The sequence below is a fragment of the Gordonia sp. (in: high G+C Gram-positive bacteria) genome (genome assembly GCF_049299075.1).
Classification (GTDB): Bacteria; Actinomycetota; Actinomycetes; order Mycobacteriales; family Mycobacteriaceae; genus Gordonia.
This window is the reverse complement of sequence record NZ_JBAQWU010000095.1, coordinates 1-18,408: the sequence shown is the minus strand read 5'-3', so window position 1 is coordinate 18,408 and position 18,408 is coordinate 1. Positions and strand designations below refer to the sequence as shown.

Below are 18,408 nucleotides of genomic sequence, written 5' to 3'. Positions count from 1 at the left end.
GTCCTCGACGACCTGTGGGCGCGGCGGCACGAGCGGATCGGCCGCCTGATCGTGATCGACGAGGCCCACAACCTGTGCCCACCCAATCCGACGACTCCGCTGGAGCGGCTGCTCACCGAACGGATCGTGCAGATCGCCGCCGAGGGCCGCAAGTACGGGCTGTGGCTGCTGATGTCGACGCAGCGGCCGTCGAAGGTGCACCCGAATGCGCTCTCCCAATGCGACAATCTGGGCCTGATGAAGATGAGTTCCCCACGCGACCTCGCCGAACTCGGCTCGATCTTCGGCTACGCCCCCGAGGAACTCCGGGCGCAAGCCACCGACTTCGTCCAGGGGCAGGTGCTATTTGCCGGTGGTTTCGCCCCCGAAGCGATGCTGGTGCAGATGGGCAGCAGACTCACCCGCGAGGGTGGCGCCGACGTTCCGATCGAACTGCGGTGAGCCAGGACTCATCAACCGCCGGCTGAGCCGGGCCGACGAAACTGGCCCGCGTCGAAGCCTCCGCCGGGCTAACGGACCGGCTGGGGCACCGGCGTGAACTTGTCGTTGATCGTCCCGTTCAGGGACGGGGAGAGCCCGTTCAGCCAGGTAAGGACCTGCCTGCGCGGCGCCCCGGTGTACGGCGTCGGCACGTAGTCGTTGTAGTCCTCGGTCCGTGACACGCGGGTCGGGATCACCCGGTAGTCCACACCGCGCACCGCGCCGTCGACGACGTGCAGTTTGGTCTGCAGGATCGCGGTGCGCTTGTCGGTCGGATTGGTGTTGCCGCCGAAGGCGAAATTGCCGAGCGAATAGGCGATCAACTTGCCCTTGTAGACGTCCATTGATTGCAGGACGTGCGGGTGCGTGCCGATCACCGCGTCGGCGCCCGCGTCGATCGCCACGCGCGCCAGATCCTGCTGCACCCCGTACGGTTCGTGCACCGCTTCAATACCCCAGTGGAAGTAGGGGATCACCACGTCGGCGCCACGCTGGCGCAGCCCGGCCATATCGGCCCGGATCTTCGTGCGAATCTGCGGGGTGTCTTGCCAGGTCTGATAGCTGGCCAGGCCCACCTTGATGCCCTTGACGTCCTGGACGAGCGTGTAGTCGTAGTCGGAGCCGTCATAGTCGGTATTGCCGTAGCCGACGTACTTCACGCCCACGCCGTCCAGCGCGGCGGTCGTCTCATTGAAACCGCGGCGGCCGTAATCCCAGGTGTGATTGTTCGCGATGGTGACCACCTCGATGCCGCCAGCTGGCAGCGTCGCGGCCAGCGCCGGATCGCCGTTGAAGAAGAAGTTCCCGGTGCCAGGTTTGGTGCGCGGCTTGCGGGTGTCGGTGGTCAGCGACACTTCGAAGTTCGCGATCGTCAGATCGTCGTTGTCGAAGTATTTCTTCACATTCTGGAAGAAGTAGTTCGGGTCGTTGCCGCTCTGCTTCCACGCGGCAGGCAGCGTCAGCCCACCGAACTGCGGATCGCTGCCCAGAATGTTGTCGCCCGCCCAGCTGAGCGTGATGGTGCCCGCGGCGCCCGGCGCACTGCTGGCACTCGACGCGGCCGACGGAGTGGGCGACGACGCCGACTGCGGGTTGGGGGCGGCCGACGAGCAGGAGGTCAAGGTCAGCAGCAGTGCGCCGGTCAGCGTGGACAGGGCAACGAGGTATCGCACCCGCCGATCCTAGCCGGTCAGGGGGGGCAAGATTGTGCGACCGAGCACGCGATCGGCGCGCAGATCGTCCATCGCCCGTCCGAAGTCGGCCAGCGGGTACATCGGCCAGCGGGTACGTCGGCCAGCGGGGACGTCGGCCAGCGGGTACGTCGTCCACTCACCGTGCACCTCGCCTTGTTCGGCAAGGATCTTCGCCGCCGTATCAGCGCCGGCGAGCAGGGGGCGGTCGGCCCCGAGTCGGGTGGCCAGTTCGAGTTTGGCCCGGTTGGTCCGGCGAGCTTCACAGCGCGCATGACTTGACCGTAGTGCGGGACGGGGTGGTGCGAGAATGGTCGGCGTGAAGAAGATTCGGCCGCGGGAGGTGGCGCTGGCGGTGGTGCTCGCGTCCACCGCCGGCTACCTGGACGCGGTGGGCTTTGTGGTGCTCGGAGGTTTCTTCGTCTCCTTCATGAGCGGCAACACCACTGAACTGGCTACCGGAGTGGGCACCGGTGACTGGGGGACGGTGGCGACGGCCGGTTCGCTGGTGGGCATGTTCTTTGCCGGCGCCGTGCTCGGCGGTGTGCTGGCCCGCGTCCGTGACGGCCGCACCACCGTGCTTGCGGCGACCAGTGTGCTGGTCGGACTGACGGCGATCCTCGCCACTACGGTCACCGCCGATTGGCCGGTGATCGTGCTGTTGCCGCTGGCCATGGGCGTGCTCAATGCGACATTCCTGGTGGCCGGTGAGGCCAGTATTGGGCTCACCTACATGACCGGCGCCCTGGTGAAAGCGGGGCAGCGGCTCGTCGACGCCTTTTTCGGCGGGCCCAAACTGCTCTGGTTGCGGCACCTGTCGCTGTGGGCGGCGCTCCTGGTGGGCGGGGTGATCGGCACGCTGATCCTGCACGGTCCGGGGCTGGGGGTCGCGCTGTGGGTGGCGGCGGCCGCATTGGCTGTGATCACCGTTGTCGTCGGGGTCGATCGCCGACGACGCGGCGTGTACGCCGCCCAGCGCGAGCGCCGGGAGATCACGATCCTCGGCCCGCATCGGAACACACACCCCGCTGGCCTAGGCTGAGCGGCATGGACGAGACCACCCAGCAGCTCGCCGGCCGGCTACTCGATGCGCAGGTGGACTTCGCCCTGCGCCAGCTGACCAACGACGCCGACTTCACCGCGCTGGTCAATGACGAGCTCGACTTCTACCGGACCGACTCGGGCACGCTGCCGCTGGAAGTAGTGATGCCGCGCCAGCTGATCAAGGATGTGGCGCGCAAGTACACGATGGCGTTTCCGGTGGAGGGCGCAATCCCCGAGCTGGTCGGGCAGGTGGCTGCGCGGCTGTACCGCAGCGAGATCCACGAGACCACCAGCCTCAGCGACATTCTCGGACCGCGCCGCTTCGACGAGCTGTCCTCCATCGCCACCGGGCTCCCGGTGACCCGGCACGCCGTCGAACACGTACTGGACAGTCCGGCGACCACGGACACCATCGTCGAGGTCGTGCAGCGGGCGGTGGAGTATCGCTTTGGCGCTAAGCTGGCCCGCCGGCTGGCCCGTCCGGTGGAGAAGTGGACGCGCCGCGGCAGCGTCATGGTGGTCGAGTCGGCCCGCGCGAATTCGGGCGAGTTGCTGGCCGACGCCGTCCGTGACTTCTGGCGCGGCAGCTCGGACGAGGCCATCGCGGGTTTCCGCGACGCGATCGCCGAGGCCGACGTCGAGGACACCGTGGTGCTGATCTTCGAGTTCTGGCGCACGTTCCGGCAGACCGACTACTTCCGTTCGCTGCTGGACTCCGGTATCGACGAGGTTTTCGACACCTACGGCGCGACGCCGATCGCCGACGTCGTCGAAGATCTGGGTGTCACCGAAGACGATCTGCGCATCGAAGCGCAACGCTTCGGTCCGGCGGTGATCAAGCAATTGGCCGAGCAGGGCTTCCTGGAGGCCCTGCTGCGCCGTCGCCTCGCGGTTTTTTACACCTCGCCGGAGTTTCTCGACGCCGTCACGCCGCCCGACCAGCCCGCCCCCTGAGCGGACGGAGCCAGGGTTACCCCGAGGGGTCGAGGGGTCGTCTTACAGCACCTCGGACAGAAAGGTCTGCAGGCGCTCGCTCGCGGGATCCTCGAACAGCTTTTCCGGGGTGCCGGTCTCCACCACGGCGCCCTCATCCATGAAGAGCACGTTGTCGCTGACGCCGCGTGCGTACCCCATCTCGTGAGTCACCACGACCATCGTCATGCCCTCTTGGGACAGCTCAGTCATCAGCGCCAGAATGCCCTTGACCAACTCGGGGTCCAATGCGCTGGTGGCCTCGTCGAAGAACATGATCTGTGGTGCCATCGCGAGGGCGCGAGCGATCGCCACGCGTTGCTGCTGACCGCCGGACAGGGTGGACGGCCGGACATCGGCCTTAGCCTCCAGGCCGACCGTGGTCAGCTCCTTGATCGCCAGCTCGCGGGCCGCCTCCTTGCTTAAACCGCGGATCTTGCGCGGCGCCAGCGCCACATTGTCGGCCACGCTCATGTGCGGGAACAGATTGAACTGTTGGAAGACCATGCCGATGCGGCGGCGCAACTCGTCGGGGTTGTCGTGCAACACCGAGCGGCCGTCGATCAAGATGTCGCCCGACTGCGGCTCGTGCAGTCGATTCAGCACGCGCAGCAGGGTGGACTTACCCGAACCGGACGGGCCGATCACCGTGGTCGTCGTACCGGCGTCGACGTGGATGTCGACGCCACGCAGCACCTGGTTGTCGCCGAAGGCGAGGTGCAGGTCGGTGCCGGTAAGGGACACCGGTTCGGCGGCGGCGGCGAGCGGGATCGCGGGAGTGCTCATCAGGAGGCCTTTCCGGTCCGCAGACGCGTGTCGTAGTAGTTGACCAGGTGGGTGAGGGGAATGGTCAGGCACAGGTAGATGATGCCCGCGGCCACCAGAGGTGAGAGGTTGCCGGTCTGGGCGTTGAGATCGCGGCCGACCGCGAACAACTCCCGTTGGCTCGCCAGCAGACCGAGGAAGTAGATCAGCGACGAGTCTTTGATCAGCACGATGAACTGGTTCATCAGCGCCGGCAACACTCGACGGACCCCTTGCGGGATCACCACAAGTGCCATTGACTTGCTGTAAGAGAAGCCCAGTGCCCGGGATGCTTCCATTTGTCCGGGTTCCACGCTCTGAATGCCGGAGCGGAAAATCTCACCGATATAGGCCGAAGCCAGCAGGGCCAGCGCGAGGGCACCGAGCCAGTACGGGTTGCCGCCGGTCCAGCCCTTGACCAGGGGGCCGACGCCAAGCCCGATGATGAGAATCACCACGACAGCCGGCAGGCCCCGGAAGATGTCGGTGTAGATCCGGGCCGGCCAGCGCAGGAAGCGGGAACGGGAGATCCCGGCGACGGCAAGCAGCATGCCCACCACGGTGCCGATCACACCGGACACCAGCGCCAGGACGATGGTGTTCGGCAGCCCCGTCGTGATCAGATCGGGCAGGGCCTTGCGGTACAAGTCCCAGTTGAAGAACGTGTCTTTGAGCTGGGCGAGCGTGCCTTTGTCGGCAGCCGCCGGAGACTGTGGGTCGGTGGCGTGGGCTGCGGCGATCGCTCGGAAGTCGGGCAGCTGCGGGGCGGGAGCGGCGCGCGAGCCCGGCTTCCAGCCTTGCGGGAGCTCGCGGGGAACCCAATTCGTGTAGAGCGTCGCCCAGGTGCCATCAGCGATCACTGCGTCCAGGCCGCTGTTGAGCGCGTCGATCAAGGCCTGATCGCCGAGCGGGGTGGCCCAGCCGACAAAGTTGTTGACGCTGAAAGTGTCTTCGAGGATGGCCATGCCGTCGCTGGCGTTGATGGCGCCTTCGGCCTGCTGGCTCGGGGCTACCCAGGCGTCGACGAGGCCGGACTTCAGGTTCGCGTAGGCGGTTGCGTAGTCGGGATACTTGACCGGATCGAGCTTCAAAGTGTTGGTGACGAAGTCGTCCTGCACGGTGCCCTGCACCACGGCGACTCGATGGCTGGGGCCCAGATCGGCGAAGCTGCGGATCGCACCATTCTGCGAGCCGACCAGCGAGAAGTAGCCGAAGTCGTAGCCATTGGTGAAGCCGACTGTTTTACGGCGGTCAGCGGTGGTGGTGATCGACGACGACCCCACGTCGAATCGGCGGGTGGCGACCTGGGAGAGCAGCCCGGAGAACTCGGTACCGACGAACTCCACCTTCAGTCCGAGCTTGGCGCCGACGCCTTGAGGAGTTCGTTGTCGAAGCCGGTGTAGACGCCCTGGCTGTTGAGGCAGATGCTCGGTGGTGCGTCGCCCAGGGTGCCGACGGTCAGCGTGCCGGGCTTGCTCAAGTTCAGCGCAGAGGTATCGATCTGCTCGAGTGGAACCACGCTCGCGGTGGTGAACTGGTCGACGGACTGCTCGGAGGTGTTCAGGTTCTCCGGGGCGGCGGCAGCGGCGGATTCGCCGGGCGCGGCGCATAAGCCGTCGTCTGGTGCCGACGATGCGCAACCGGCCAGCGCGAAGACACCGAAGGCGGCGAGGATCAGTGCGGTGATGCGCCAACGGAGACGGGGCAAGGGCATGGGTTCAGACCTTAGCGGCCGCACGCCCCAGCCTGCTCAATAAAACCCACCCGGCCGCAAAACCTATCGTTGTGCGACCGGGTGGTCGGTGCTGCCCACGAATGGGATCGGCTCAGTGCGCGGCTTCGTAGGCGGCGATGATATCGGCCGGGATGCGGCCGCGATCGCTGACGGCGAAGCCGTTCTCATTCGCCCACGCGCGGATCGCCCGGGTATCGGTCGAGCGGACCGCGCTCTTGCGGCCGCGTCCGCCGACTGATCGGGAGACGGCGACGTACGTGGCGACCAGGTCGCGGAACGCCGCGGCATTGGCGGGAGACGTATCGAACTCGTAGCTCTTTCCGTCAAGAGCCCAGCGAACGGTCTCGAATTCTTCGATATCGGAGTTGTCGATATCGTCGGTCATCTGGATGACGGTGCGCCTGCCCATGAGGTGTCCTTCGTGTGTAGCCGATTTACAGAGAACCGCGATCGCGAATTCTTGCGGCAAGTCTACAAGAACAATCCGAACGGCTGCGCTATCAATGGAATCTCATGCTAATTGGGCACCCGATAAGGTCGAGCATTAGCGAGTGGGTGTCGCTGACGTTCTGGGCGCGCCGCGAGAATGACTCGCGGTGCCGCCACTGGTGAGCAGCGCATCGGGTGCGTGGGTGTCGCCGGTGATCTGCTGGAATCCGTCGCGGGTGAGTGCGAATCCGTCATCGGAATCGGAGTCCAGGCAGTAGAGCCCGGATACGTCGTTCAGACAAGAAAAGCTGCCTGCGCGGATCGCCGACCCGAATTCCAGGATGTGCGATCGAAAGAGGACCGGGTACAAATTGGCGCAGCCACCCGCGGCGGCACCGCTCGACGAGAGCACCGCCAACTGCGGATCCCAATCGCACCCCGTCGGCGCGCCGGGGGGCGCAGCCACCCGGCCGCGAATCTTATCGCCCGCGCACACCAGGGCATTGGCGCCGTTGTTACCGGTGGAGCACCGGAAATTGCGGTCGGGGGTGGAGAAGTGCACCCCGGAGACGTTGTCCAGTCGCTCGCCGGTCGCGGTGGCCGCACCGATATGGAAAGTACCTAAGCCCACCATCGGAGCATCGGAGATCACCCGGCGGTAGGTGTCGTCTTCGGCGACAGTGTACGAGCGGGTGGCTCGGGTCTGGTTGGTGGCCGTCGGTGGCAGGGTCGACGGCACGGTCTCGGTGCTCGGCTCGTTGGTGCCCGGGATGTTGATGGCTGACGGTGCGCTGCTGGCCTGGTCGAGCAGGCTGCACCCCGATACCGCGAACAGTGCGATTCCGGCGAGCGCACCGGCCATCAACCGTCGGCGAGGGCGATGACGCGGCACGCGGGCCCGCGCCGATGGGACCCACGCCGATTGGGCCCACCAGGACCGTCCGTACCCTTGCACTGTGGCCACTCCCAAAATCGTGCTGTTTTACGTGTTCACGCCGCTCCCGGATCCTGAAGCGATTCGGCTCTGGCAACTCGCCGTCGGCGAGACGCTCGGGTTGCGCGGCCGGATCATTGTCTCACCTCACGGGATCAATGCGACGGTCGGCGGCGATCTGCCCGACGTCAAACGGTATGTGCGCGCCACCCGCACCTACCCGGCATTCGCCGGTGCCGACATCAAGTGGTCCGAAGGAACCGGCGACGACTTCCCGCGATTGACGGTCAAGGTCCGCCCGGAGATCGTGACCTTTGGTGTGCCCGACGAGGTCGTCGTCTCCAGTGACGGGGTCGTCGACGGGGGAGTACGGCTGTCCCCGGAAGACTTGCACCAGTTGGTTGCCGAGCGGGGCGACGACGTCGTCTTTCTGGACGGCCGCAATGAGATCGAAGCGCAGATTGGGAAGTTTTCGGGTGCGGTGATTCCGCCGGTCACGACGACACGCGATTTTATTCCGCTCATCGAGAGCGGGGCATTGGATGAGTTCAAGGGTCGTCCGCTGGTGACCTATTGCACCGGCGGCGTTCGGTGTGAAGTTCTGTCTGCGCTGTTGCGGCATCGTGGGTTCAGTGAGGTCTATCAACTCGATGGCGGCATTGTCCGATATGGCGAAAGGTACGGCGACGACGGCCTGTGGGAAGGGTCGCTGTATGTTTTCGACAGCCGGATGAGTGTCGACTTCTCCGATCGTGCGAAAGTGATCGGAAAATGCGCGCAATGCGCGGAGCCGACAAAACGGATTGTGAATCATCCCGATGAATTGGGGCGTGAGCTCGCAGTGCTGTGCGCGCGGTGCGGTCCGGCTGCGGAGTGAGGCGGCGGTGAGATCCTCCCGCGGCGTCCGCGGCGCTATTCCCGTCGTCATCTTGGCGGGATTCCTTGGGGCGGGAAAGACGACGGTACTCAATCACCTCCTGCACCATTCCGGCGGCCGCCGGTTCGGCGTGTTGGTGAACGATTTCGGCGCCGTCAACATCGATGCTCTGCTGGTGGCCGGGCAGTCGGCGGGAACGCTGAATCTGGCCAACGGGTGCATGTGCTGCACCACGGACGCCGATGGGCTGGGTGAGGCACTCGGCGGCCTGGCCACCTCCGGTGTGGATGCGATCGTCATCGAAGCCAGTGGCATCGCGGAGCCGAAGGCGCTGATTCGGCTGGTGCTGGCCGCCCGCGACGAGCGGGTCGCTTATGGCGGCTTGGTCTACGTCGTCGATGCTGGGAAGCTCGAACGCACGGTGGCCGAGCATCCGGTGGTCGCCGAGCATCTCGCCGTCGCTGATCTGGTGGTCTGCAACAAGATTGACGTGGTGCCCGCTGCGGTATTGGCGCGGGTCGTCGAGCGGGTGGCGGCAGTCAACTCGACGGCGCCGGTGCTGTGTGTCGCCCGCGGTGCGATCGATCCGGGTCTACTCGTCGAGGGTGCCGATCGCCGCGCCGTCGATGACCAGCCTCGGCAGTTGACGATCGGAGAACTACTCGACGATGGCGAGTCCGGCGCGCACCTGCACGAGGCCTTCGAGTCGGTGACGCTGGACACCTGCCGTCCGGTGGATCCGCGGCGGCTGGCCGTGTTGCTGGAGCGCCCACCGGCCGGTACTTACCGCTGCAAAGGGCTCGTCTACGTTGATCTACCCGGACATCGCGACCGCGCCTATGAGGTGCACGGTGTCGGCGGGTTTCTGCATGTGTCCGGTCGGGCGTGGGCCGGTGCTCCCCGGACCACGCTGGTGCTGATCGGCGCCGGTCTGGACGTCGACGCGGCGCAGATAGCGCTGGATGGCGTGGTGCGCGCGGCCGACCCGGCGGACGTGAACGGAATTCTCCACCTCACCCGATACCTTGCCGACGTTGCGGCTACCGACGAGGAGCAAGCGGGGCCGCTCGACGTTTCGTCGATCACGGGCGGCTAACGATTGCGCTGGGGGAAGGTTCGCTGGGTTGCCTCCAGTCACCCAACACTGGTTCACTTGTGGCTGAAGTGACCAGTGTTACTGGTGATCTAAAAGGGGTTGAGGAATGTCTGCTGCAATCTTTCCGCACCGCTCGCTGACGCGCGGTGGAGTGCGCCGTCGCGCGGTGACCATCGGTGCCGCCGTTGCGTTGACCGCCGGAACGGTGCTGGCGCCGCTTGCTGAGGCGGAGCCAGCCGCGCCGGCTGCCGGCTCGCTGACCGGCCGCACGATCTTCCTCGATCCGGGACACCAGGGCTCGGCGGCGGGCCACCAGCTGAACAAGCAGGTGCCGGACGGCCGAGGTGGGACCAAGGACTGCCAGACCGCCGGGGCCACCGCGGTCACCGGGAAGATGGAGCATGCCATCAACTGGGACATCGCCCAGCTGGTGAAAGCCGGACTGGAGTCGGCCGGTGCCAAAGTGGTGCTCAGCCGTGCCGATGACACCGGATGGGGCGGGTGCGTCGACGAGCGTGCCGCGGCCGCGAACAAGTCGGGCGCCGACGTCGCGGTAAGCCTGCACGCCGATTCGACCAGCGCCAGCTCGGACCCGAGCAAATCCGGTTTCCACATGATCGTGCCGACGCAGCCGATCCCCGACGCCACTGTGGCCTCGGTGCAGGCGGGCAACGGGCGCAAGGCCAGCGAAGCCATGCGCGACGCTTTCAAGAAGGCCGGCTTCACGCCCGCCAACTACGCTGGAGTGCAAGACGGTATCCAGGCTCGTCCGGACATCGCTGCGGTGAACCTGACCCGGGTGCCGGCCGTCTTCATCGAGATGGGGAACCTGTCCAACCCTGCCGAGGCCAAGGCGCTGTCGGAGGCCCGCGGCTCGGCGGCCTACGCGCTGGCCATCACCAACGGCATCAAGAAGTACCTGGCCACCGCGCCGGCCTCAAACCCGATCCCGCTGCAGCCGGGCGAAGCCGCCCCGGAGGTCTCCGGCTCCGACGTCGAGGACCTCGCGTCGCTGGCCGCGGCCGGACCGCTGTTCGAGGCGCTGGCCGGAGCCAAGAGTCTGGACGAGGCACAGTCGATCCTGATCGCGCAGGGTGGCGACGTTTCCGCGCAGGTACTCAAGGCGATGCTCGCCGTCGTCTACACGGTCTTTGGCGGCAAACTCCCGATCTGACCGGGCGGGACTCACCATCGCTTAGCCTCCGCCGAGTCCAGATTTCGGACTAGAGTCGTGCCATGGGTATCTCTCTCCCGAGTCTGAAGACCATCCGCGAACTGTTCTACGTACCGACCCCGGTGCCCAGATTTGCCGGGCGGAAGGTGCTGATCACCGGCGCCGCCAGCGGCATCGGTAAGGCCACCGCGGTGGAAGTCGCCAAACAAGGCGGCCAGCTGGTGCTGACCGACGTGCAGACTGGCGCGCTCGATCAGGTCGTCGCCGAAATCAATGGTTCCGGTGGTGAGGTGCTGTATCACCGCCCCGGAGACATTTGCGACTTCGACTGGGTCGCCGCCTTCGCGCGCGATGTCGAGGCTGAGGTCGGCGTCATGGACGTGGTCATGAACATCGCTGGAGTGTCCGCGTGGGGCACGGTCGAGCGCCTAGAGCACCGACAGTGGCGGCAGATGGTCGAGGTCAACCTGATGGGCCCGATCCACATCATTGAGTGCTTTGTCCCGCCGATGATTCGGCGCGGCAAGGGTGGGCAGCTGGTGAACGTCTCGTCGGCGGCCGGCCTGCTCGCACTGCCGTGGCACGCCGCCTATAGCGCCAGCAAGTTCGGGCTGCGCGGGGTTTCTGAGGTGTTGCGCTTCGATCTGCGTCGGCACGGTATCGGTGTCAGTTTGGTCTGCCCCGGAGCGGTCGCCACCCCGCTGGTGGACACCGTTGAGATTAAGGGTCTGGACCGCAGCAACCCGGTGATCGAGAAGCAGATCAGCGGGTTTCACCGGATTTCGGTGACCCCGGAGCAGGCCGCCCAGGCGATCTGCAAGGGCGTCACCGGCAACAAGTACATGGTGTACACCTCGTTCGACACCCGCTTCGGCTATTGGTGGGCGCGCAAATTTGCGCTGCCCTATGAGGTGGTCATGCGGATCGCCAACAACCGGTTCGACCAGCTATCGCGGATCAGCGCACTCGGCGAGCAGGAACCCGGCGGCGCCGGTTCGCAGGCGTCAGTCACCAGTCGTCATCGCGACTGAACCGGTGGTCGGACCCCAGTCGGAGGTCGACCCCGGTCCGTTCCGCGACGGCCGTTTCGGCGACGTTCTGGTGGTGTCGGCTACCCGGGCCGAGGCCGCACACGTGCCCGCTGGCGCGTCGGTTCTCATCAGTGGGCTGGGTAAGGTCGGCGCGGCGATCGCCCTGACCCGCACCCTCGCTGCGGCGCCGCGGCGCTACCGTCGAGTGATCAACATCGGGACTGCAGGCGGCCTCAAACTCCACTGCGCCGGGCTGTACCTGCCGTCTCGGGTCGTCGAGCACGACCTGAGCGCCGCCGACCTTGCTGCCCTCGGCTATCCGGTGCGCGACAGCTGGGATCTCGACGGCGGCGACGGCACCATCCTGGCCACCGGTGACACTTTCGTCAACGACGCCGCTGCCCGCGACCTGCTTGCCCAGCGCGCCGACTTAGTGGACATGGAGGCCGTCGCGCTGGTGCGTGTATGTGCGGACTTTGGGCTGCCGGTGCGCGTGGTCAAGGTGGTCAGCGACTACGCCGACGACTCCGCGATGGACTGGCCGTCGGCGGTGGACGCAGCGGCGCGGGATCTGGGTGGCTGGCTGAGGGACACGGACTTCGGCGCGCACTGACCCGGACCGCCACGTCGGGCGCCAGCCGCATGTTCGCGCTGTCGGATAATGTTCGCGCTGTCGGATTAATCCGACAGCGGGAACGAGAGTCGGCCGCGGCGGGTTCAGTCGTCGAGGCCGGCGGTGAGATCTTCGATGGCGCCGGTGTCGCGGAGTTGACCTGCCGTGCGGCGAGGACCGTCGGCGCGTGGCGGAATCACCTGCGGCTGGGCCCGACGGACGGGACGATCACCTTGGCCGACCGCCGATGGATCACGCCGGACCGGACGGGAGGCCCCGGTGGCCGCCCGGCGTGCGGCCGGTGCTGCGGGTTCGGTGGGTGTCGGACGTGGACTGACGGTAGTCCGCTCGACCGGGCGGGGCCGGACGGCGGTCGGCGCGTCGGTGGCCCGGGTAGCAGTGGGTCGGCTGCCAGCGGGCTTGCTGCGAGCGGGTTTGCCGCGCGCGGTGGTGGTGGCTGCTGCGGGTTTGCTGCCTGCGGTCGTCTTGCGTGCTGCCGAGGAAGTGGCCCTTTTTGCTCTAGCCTTCGCCGGTTTCTGCGGCGCGGTGGACTTCCGCTGGTCCGATGATTCGGCGCCGTCGGTCGCGATCCGGGTACCGAACCAACGGGCCAGGGCGATCAGCCCGCACAGGACGAAGGTTCCGATGATCCACGGGAAAAGATTGGAGAATGGCAAGACCACTTCGAGGACGGCCTTGCGCATACCCTGGGGGGCAGCTGAGTCCGAAGTAGAGAGCACCATCGAATACAGCGCGATCAGCCCGATCACCATCGTGATCAGTGGCGGCTGCACGGCTGCAGTGAAGAGGGCGCGGCGTCGGACGGCGAGCACGGCGAGTACGCAGCCGACCACAAAGAAGCTGTTGTAGATCAACCCCAGTGCGGAGTTCACCTGGACGTCGATGATCGCGCCCACCGTGGTGAAGCCCGCAGCGATCAGAACCGCACCCCACCACGGCACGCCGACAGCGCGAGGCAACACGCTCTGCGTGTCTGTGGGCACCGGAGTGCTGCTGAGGATGCGGGAAGCCACGCGACAACGGTACCGGGTCAGTCTGTGAGGAAGCTTCAAGCGGGGCCGTGGCGCGCCATCGTGTCAGGCATCACTCGATTGGCGGTCGCTGGTTGGGGTGCTCCGCACCGGGACGTCAATGCGGTTCAAGCGTCGGGCCGCGTCATTCCCGGTGTCGAGCGCTTCCAGCTCAGCGAGGCGGCGCGCGGTGACCGACAAGCGGGTGTCGATGGCGCCGATCGTTGCGTTGTATGACTCGACGGCGCGCCGCAGTGCCCCACCGGTCTTGTCGAGGTGGGCCAGGACGCCATCGAGCCGCTGGTAAAGCTGGCGGCCGAGCGTGTGGATGACGGCGGCGTCTTCGGCGAGCGCGTGCTGTCGCCATCCGAGTGCGACCGTACGCAGCAACGCGATCAGCGTGCTTGGCGTGGCGAGGACAACATTGCGGCCGAAGGCGTAGTCGAGCAGGTCGGGGTCCGCCCGGGTGGCGGTCTCCAAGGCGCCGTCGCCGGGCAGGAACAGCACCACGAACTCCGGCGAGCTCGGTTGTGCGGACCAATACGACTTTCCCGACAGGACGCTCACGTGGGCGCGGACGGCTTGAGCGTGCCGAGCAGCGACCTGTGCGCTCGCCCCAGGGGTGGTGCCATCGTCGGCAGCCGCCGATTCCAGATAGGCCTGAAGTGGCACTTTGGCGTCCACGACGATGGACCGGCCGCCAGCAAGATGGACCACCAGATCGGGGCGCACGCGCCTGGTGTCGTCGTCGCGGCGATCCGGCGATGTCTGCTGGGTGGTGAAATCGCAGTGCCGGGACATGCCGGAGAGTTCGACGATCCGTTCCAACTGCACCTCACCCCAGCGGCCGCGGACCTGCGGGGTGTGTAGGGCGCTGCTGAGCCTGCTGGTCTGCTCCTGCAGCCGGAACGAGGCCTGCGCCATACCGCGGACCTGTTCGGTGAGTCCGGCGTAGGCGTGGATCCTGTTGTGTTCGGTGCGCCGCAGCTCGGCCGAGAGCTCGTCGAGGGTCAGTCGCAGCGGCCCGACGATGTCGTGCACCTCGTCGCCCAGCATCGCCGACTGTTCGCGGGTCGCGTCGATGGTTGCGGCGCTGACCGAGGCGGCAGCCGAGGCATGTGCGAACCAGCCGATCACGATGCCGACTATCAGGCAGGCGAGCGCGGTGATGGCCAGAGATGCGGTCATGCGCCCATGGTGCACCCGGCCCCCGACAAAAGCGTCGGGCTAGAAGCCGCACTCCCGGTCGATCAGGGCCGCTTTGCGGTCCAGTCCGTAACGGAAGCCGCCGAGACCGCCGTTACTGCGCACCACTCGGTGACATGGCACAAAGAGGGCGGCGGCATTGCGGGAACAGCAGGCAGCGGCGCCCCGCACCGCGGCCGCGTTGCCTGCGCGTTCGGCCAGCTCCGTATAGGTCACCGGCGGACCGGGTGGCACCTGGCGCAGCGCGGCCCACGCGGCCGTGATGAACGGGCCGCCCAGCTGGTGCACCGCAATGGTGGCCGGCGCGGCTAGATCGCCGAGGTAGTAATCCCGGACGGCGTGCGTCACCCTGGTGCCGGGGCGGTTGACCAGCTTGTCGGGCGTCAATGATGGATGGATGAGCGCTGCGAGATAGTCGCGCTCGCTGGTCCACCCGGAGGCGTACACGGTGCCTTTGTCGTCGAACAGGGCAGTGAACGGTCCGTCGGGCGTGGCTACGGTGGCCCAGCCGAGTCGGACGGGGCGGGCAGTGGTGGTGTCGGACATGGTGGACCTTCCGGTGACCGGTGGGTGACGACGACTGTCACTACTTAGACGCAGGCGAAGCCTTTTCGGTTCCATCCCCGGGTGGCGCGCCGCGCCCGGCGCCGGTGGGTGTGTGACGATATGGGCGTGAGCGATGACGACCTGTCGAAACTGAGTGGCGTGAGCGAGAGCGATGCCGAACTCATCGAGGAAGCCGAGGACGAGTCTCGGGACGAGGCCCCCGACTTGGCTGCCGTCACCGAGCGGGTGATGACCGATCCGCGTACCGGCGATCGGTACCCAAGCCGGTCCCGGGTGTTCCTGACCGGACTGCGGTCGACGGCGACGGTCTGCGTGCAGGCGATCCTCGTGCTGGCATTCCTGTGGGTGCTGATGTGGATCCTCGGCAAGCTGTGGGTGGTCGTACTCCCGGTGTTGCTGGCCATCATCGTGGCGACGGTGCTGTGGCCGCTGGTGCGCTGGCTGCGTAAACATGGCGTCCCTGCGGCGCTTGCCGCATTGCTGGCGCTGCTGTCAGCTATCGCGGTGATCGGCGCGGTGATCGGGTTTGTCGTGCCGTCGGTGATCGACCAGACTCCGCAGTTGGTCGATCATGCGATCGACGGCGTCAAGCAGGTCCAGGATTGGGTCAAAGGCCCGCCGTTCAACGTCGACGAAGATCAGATGTCCGGCTTCGTCAACACCATCGTCGAGCGGCTGCAGAAGAGTTCGGCGACGATTGCCTCCGGCGTGTTCAGCGGAGTCGGTGCCGCCACATCGGTGTTGATCACCGGCTTCACTGCGCTGGTTCTGGTGTTCTTCTTCGTCAAGGACGGCCCCAGGTTCCTCCCTTGGCTCGGCCGCACCGTCGGCAAGCCCACCGGCTCGCACCTGGCCGAGGTGCTCATGCGGATGTGGAACACTCTCGGCGGTTTCATCCGGACCCAGGCGATCGTGAGCGCAGTGGACGCGGTGCTGATCGGTATCGGCCTGGTGATCCTCAACGTGCCGCTGGCCGGCGTGCTGGTGATCATCACGTTCCTCGGTGGCTTTGTGCCGATCGTCGGTGCCTTTGTAGCCGGCGCGCTCGCGGTGTTGATCGCGCTCGTCGCCAACGGGCTCACGTCGGCGCTGATCGTGCTGGCCATCATCCTGGCGGTGCAGCAACTCGAGGGCAACGTGCTGTCGCCGTGGCTGCAGTCCAAGGCGATGGAGTTGCATGCCGCTGTCGTGCTGCTCGCGGTGATGCTGGGTGGCAGCTTGTTCGGCATCGTCGGTGCCTTCCTCGCCGTGCCTGCCGCGTCGTGCCTGGCGGTGCTGTTGCGCTACGTGCTCGAGCAGATCGGGCTGGCGGCGGGGGAGAGGATTCAGGCCGAGGATGCCGCGGACGAGGAAGCAAGTACGCCTGGCCGGTTCAGTCGATGGATGCCGGGAAGCAAGGGCGTTCCACGCCAAGAGTGATCGGGCGATAGACTCATCATCCGTGAGTCTCACCCTCGGAATCGTCGGACTGCCCAACGTTGGCAAGTCCACCCTCTTCAACGCCCTGACCCGTAACGACGTGTTGGCGGCGAACTACCCGTTCGCCACCATCGAGCCGAACATCGGTGTCGTGGAGCTGCCCGATACGCGGTTGACCCGGCTGGCGGAGATCTTCGGTAGCGAGAAGATCCTGCCCGCCGTCGTCTCCTTCGTCGATATCGCCGGCATCGTCAAGGGCGCGTCGGTGGGTGAGGGTATGGGTAACCAGTTCCTTGCCAATATCCGCGAAGCCGACGCGATCTGCCAGGTGGTGCGCGTCTTCGCTGACGACGACGTGGTGCACGTCGACGGTCGCGTCGATCCGCTCGCCGACATCGAGGTGATCGAGACCGAGCTGATCTTGGCCGATATGCAGACGCTGGAGAAGGCGCTGCCGCGGCTCGAGAAGGACGCCAAGAAGAACAAGGACCTCACCGCGGTGGCCGACGCCGCCCGCGCGGCGCAGGAGATTCTGGACTCGGGCAAGACGCTGTTCTCGGTGAAGGACAGCTTCGACCTCTCGAGCGTCCGCGAGTTGCACCTGCTGACCGCAAAGCCTTTCCTGTACGTCTTCAACGCCGATGAGGCGGTACTGACCGACGAGGCCCGCAAAGACGAGCTGCGCGCGGCGATCGCCCCCGCCGACGGCGTCTTCTTGGACGCCAAGGTGGAGAGCGAACTCCTCGAACTCGACGAGGACGACGCCCAGGAGTTGCTCGACTCCATCGGTCAGGATGAGCCCGGCCTGCGCAGCCTGGCCCGCGCCGGCTTCCATACCCTGGGTCTGCAGACCTATTTGACGGCTGGCCCGAAGGAGTCGCGCGCCTGGACCATCCACCAGGGCGATACCGCTCCCAAGGCGGCTGGCGTGATCCACACCGACTTTGAGAAGGGCTTCATCAAAGCCGAGATCGTGTCGTTCGCTGACCTCGACCAGCACGGCTCGATGAATGCTGCCAAAGCCGCTGGCAAGGTGCGCATGGAGGGCAAGGACTACGGCATGGTCGACGGCGACGTCGTGGAATTCCGTTTTGCGCTTTAACCTCTGCCGCTCGTAGCGGTCACCGCTTTGCACCATCGGGCCCGGTCAAATGGCGCGCCGCCTTGCTGTCATCGAAGCCCCAGCGCTCACGGCGCGGCACCGACACGGCTCAGCTCAGCCGAGCTGGTCGGCGGGGCGGAGCAGGATCTCGTTGATGGCCAGGTGCCGGGGGGCGGGCGAGGACGAAGGCGATGATGTCGGCACTCATCAGGCGATCCTGGACGACGGCGTGGGAGATGAGGTCGGCGACCCGGATTGCAGCCGCCCTACCCACGGTGGTCACCAGCAGTGTGATCAGGAGTGGCAGCGGCCTCTCACTGTGTTGGCCGGCTGCGAGCAGGACTGCCAGAGCCGCGAACGACATGTAGACGCCTTCTTTGACGGTTTCGGCCAGCTGTCTCTGCGTCGCCCGTCCGCGTGCTTGGGTGTGTGATGTTTCCGTGGGCCCCGTCCGTCTTCGAACCATTCGTTCGTTCTCCTCTGTCCTTCGACCTGTCTCTTGCCCGGCATCTCCCTTTATGGATACGGTGTATCCATAAATGTGCGTGACGACTGTCCGGGTTGCTCGCGCGACACTGATGGGGGTTGAACATGAGCGATGACACGGATGTCATGATCGTCGGCGCGGGTGCAGTTGGACTGACGCTCGCGATCGACCTGCAGCGGCGTGGCGTGAAGTACCGATTGGTCGACGCCGCACCACA

20 protein-coding genes and 1 pseudogene are annotated in these 18,408 nt (G+C 66.3%); 11 read left to right on the top strand and 10 right to left on the bottom strand.

Annotated elements, in window-relative coordinates; translation table 11 throughout:
• The coding region (locus tag WAW85_RS03195; RefSeq protein ID WP_422558208.1) for an ATP-binding protein at positions 1-441 on the top strand (441 nt) is incomplete at its 5' end.
• A 68-nt stretch (positions 442-509) separates the two neighbouring features.
• On the opposite strand, the gene WAW85_RS03190 is transcribed toward WAW85_RS03195, so the two are convergent.
• Together WAW85_RS03190 and WAW85_RS03185 are read right to left on the bottom strand one after the other, a co-directional pair.
• Positions 510-1,652 carry a CapA family protein gene (locus tag WAW85_RS03190; protein WP_422558207.1) on the bottom strand — a complete coding sequence of 381 codons (1,143 nt, stop codon included), beginning with the start codon at positions 1,650-1,652 and terminating at the stop codon, positions 510-512.
• A 9-nt stretch (positions 1,653-1,661) separates the two neighbouring features.
• A complete protein-coding gene (locus WAW85_RS03185) occupies positions 1,662-2,042 on the bottom strand; it encodes a hypothetical protein (RefSeq protein WP_422558206.1) in 381 nt (126 codons plus the stop codon).
• Between WAW85_RS03185 and WAW85_RS03180 the strand changes: the two genes are divergently transcribed.
• Positions 1,990-2,712, top strand: coding sequence for a YoaK family protein (locus WAW85_RS03180; RefSeq protein ID WP_422558205.1), 723 nt, complete (start codon positions 1,990-1,992; stop codon positions 2,710-2,712). The two genes, WAW85_RS03185 and WAW85_RS03180, sit on opposite strands and share 53 nt — an antisense overlap.
• Positions 2,713-2,717: 5 nt before the next feature.
• Positions 2,718-3,668, top strand: a complete 951-nt coding sequence (locus WAW85_RS03175; protein WP_422558204.1) for a hypothetical protein — start codon at positions 2,718-2,720, stop codon at positions 3,666-3,668.
• 42 nt (positions 3,669-3,710) lie between these two features.
• On the opposite strand, the gene WAW85_RS03170 is transcribed toward WAW85_RS03175, so the two are convergent.
• From WAW85_RS03170 to WAW85_RS03155, 4 genes and pseudogenes are all read right to left on the bottom strand, one after another.
• Positions 3,711-4,472, bottom strand: a complete 762-nt coding sequence (locus tag WAW85_RS03170; RefSeq protein ID WP_422558203.1) for an amino acid ABC transporter ATP-binding protein — start codon at positions 4,470-4,472, stop codon at positions 3,711-3,713.
• A pseudogene (locus WAW85_RS03165) lies at positions 4,472-6,204 on the bottom strand (ABC transporter substrate-binding protein/permease). Before WAW85_RS03165 ends, WAW85_RS03170 begins: the two are co-directional and overlap by 1 nt.
• Before the next feature lie 112 nt (positions 6,205-6,316).
• The gene (locus WAW85_RS03160; protein ID WP_422558202.1) at positions 6,317-6,634 is read right to left on the bottom strand and encodes a histone-like nucleoid-structuring protein Lsr2; all 318 of its coding nucleotides are present in this window, start codon (positions 6,632-6,634) and stop codon (positions 6,317-6,319) included.
• A gap of 135 nt (positions 6,635-6,769) precedes the next feature.
• Positions 6,770-7,618: a hypothetical protein gene (locus tag WAW85_RS03155; protein ID WP_422558201.1), complete on the bottom strand. Its 849-nt coding sequence runs from the start codon at positions 7,616-7,618 to the stop codon at positions 6,770-6,772.
• Here WAW85_RS03155 and WAW85_RS03150 point away from each other — a divergent pair.
• The 5 genes from WAW85_RS03150 to WAW85_RS03130 all read left to right on the top strand — a co-directional run bounded on the left by WAW85_RS03150 (position 7,611) and on the right by WAW85_RS03130 (position 12,379).
• The gene (locus WAW85_RS03150; RefSeq protein WP_422558200.1) at positions 7,611-8,465 is read left to right on the top strand and encodes a rhodanese-related sulfurtransferase; all 855 of its coding nucleotides are present in this window, start codon (positions 7,611-7,613) and stop codon (positions 8,463-8,465) included. The genes WAW85_RS03155 and WAW85_RS03150 overlap by 8 nt on opposite strands.
• A gap of 7 nt (positions 8,466-8,472) precedes the next feature.
• Positions 8,473-9,561, top strand: a complete 1,089-nt coding sequence (locus tag WAW85_RS03145; RefSeq protein WP_422558199.1) for a CobW family GTP-binding protein — start codon at positions 8,473-8,475, stop codon at positions 9,559-9,561.
• 106 nt (positions 9,562-9,667) lie between these two features.
• Positions 9,668-10,735 (top strand): N-acetylmuramoyl-L-alanine amidase, encoded by a 1,068-nt coding sequence (locus WAW85_RS03140; protein ID WP_422558198.1) that lies wholly within the window; start codon positions 9,668-9,670, stop codon positions 10,733-10,735.
• Between the two features lie 62 nt (positions 10,736-10,797).
• Positions 10,798-11,766 (top strand): SDR family oxidoreductase, encoded by a 969-nt coding sequence (locus WAW85_RS03135; protein ID WP_422558197.1) that lies wholly within the window; start codon positions 10,798-10,800, stop codon positions 11,764-11,766.
• A gap of 4 nt (positions 11,767-11,770) precedes the next feature.
• Positions 11,771-12,379 (top strand): nucleosidase, encoded by a 609-nt coding sequence (locus WAW85_RS03130; protein ID WP_422558196.1) that lies wholly within the window; start codon positions 11,771-11,773, stop codon positions 12,377-12,379.
• Between the two features lie 104 nt (positions 12,380-12,483).
• On the opposite strand, the gene WAW85_RS03125 is transcribed toward WAW85_RS03130, so the two are convergent.
• The 3 genes from WAW85_RS03125 to WAW85_RS03115 form a co-directional block, all read right to left on the bottom strand.
• Positions 12,484-13,413: a DUF6542 domain-containing protein gene (locus WAW85_RS03125; RefSeq protein ID WP_422558195.1), complete on the bottom strand. Its 930-nt coding sequence runs from the start codon at positions 13,411-13,413 to the stop codon at positions 12,484-12,486.
• 63 nt (positions 13,414-13,476) lie between these two features.
• Complete coding sequence (locus WAW85_RS03120) at positions 13,477-14,598, bottom strand: DNA recombination protein RmuC (RefSeq protein WP_422558194.1); 1,122 nt, start codon at positions 14,596-14,598, stop codon at positions 13,477-13,479.
• 39 nt (positions 14,599-14,637) lie between these two features.
• Entirely contained in the window at positions 14,638-15,162 is a 525-nt protein-coding gene (locus tag WAW85_RS03115) for a methylated-DNA--[protein]-cysteine S-methyltransferase (RefSeq protein WP_422558193.1), read from the bottom strand.
• A 120-nt stretch (positions 15,163-15,282) separates the two neighbouring features.
• Here WAW85_RS03115 and WAW85_RS03110 point away from each other — a divergent pair, with 120 nt between their 5' ends.
• The gene (locus WAW85_RS03110) at positions 15,283-16,602 is read left to right on the top strand and encodes an AI-2E family transporter (RefSeq protein WP_422558192.1); all 1,320 of its coding nucleotides are present in this window, start codon (positions 15,283-15,285) and stop codon (positions 16,600-16,602) included.
• A gap of 22 nt (positions 16,603-16,624) precedes the next feature.
• Positions 16,625-17,704, top strand: a complete 1,080-nt coding sequence (gene ychF / locus WAW85_RS03105) for a redox-regulated ATPase YchF (RefSeq protein ID WP_422558191.1) — start codon at positions 16,625-16,627, stop codon at positions 17,702-17,704.
• A 109-nt stretch (positions 17,705-17,813) separates the two neighbouring features.
• Here the strand turns inward: ychF and WAW85_RS03100 are convergent, their stop codons facing one another.
• Positions 17,814-18,068, bottom strand: coding sequence for a hypothetical protein (locus tag WAW85_RS03100; RefSeq protein ID WP_422558190.1), 255 nt, complete (start codon positions 18,066-18,068; stop codon positions 17,814-17,816).
• Between the two features lie 227 nt (positions 18,069-18,295).
• Between WAW85_RS03100 and WAW85_RS03095 the strand changes: the two genes are divergently transcribed.
• Positions 18,296-18,408 (top strand): FAD-dependent monooxygenase (locus WAW85_RS03095; RefSeq protein ID WP_422558209.1); only part of this gene is annotated, 113 nt, incomplete at its 3' end.

Coding starts and splice junctions, on each gene's coding strand:
- WAW85_RS03175 (WP_422558204.1), top strand. CDS start 2,718: ATGGACGAGACCACCCAGCAGCTCGCCGGCCGGCTACTCGATGCGCAG.
- WAW85_RS03170 (WP_422558203.1), bottom strand. CDS start 4,472: ATGAGCACTCCCGCGATCCCGCTCGCCGCCGCCGCCGAACCGGTGTCC.
- WAW85_RS03160 (WP_422558202.1), bottom strand. CDS start 6,634: ATGGGCAGGCGCACCGTCATCCAGATGACCGACGATATCGACAACTCC.
- WAW85_RS03140 (WP_422558198.1), top strand. CDS start 9,668: ATGTCTGCTGCAATCTTTCCGCACCGCTCGCTGACGCGCGGTGGAGTG.
- WAW85_RS03135 (WP_422558197.1), top strand. CDS start 10,798: ATGGGTATCTCTCTCCCGAGTCTGAAGACCATCCGCGAACTGTTCTAC.
- WAW85_RS03120 (WP_422558194.1), bottom strand. CDS start 14,598: ATGACCGCATCTCTGGCCATCACCGCGCTCGCCTGCCTGATAGTCGGC.
- WAW85_RS03115 (WP_422558193.1), bottom strand. CDS start 15,162: ATGTCCGACACCACCACTGCCCGCCCCGTCCGACTCGGCTGGGCCACC.
- WAW85_RS03110 (WP_422558192.1), top strand. CDS start 15,283: ATGGGCGTGAGCGATGACGACCTGTCGAAACTGAGTGGCGTGAGCGAG.
- WAW85_RS03100 (WP_422558190.1), bottom strand. CDS start 18,068: ATGTCGTTCGCGGCTCTGGCAGTCCTGCTCGCAGCCGGCCAACACAGT.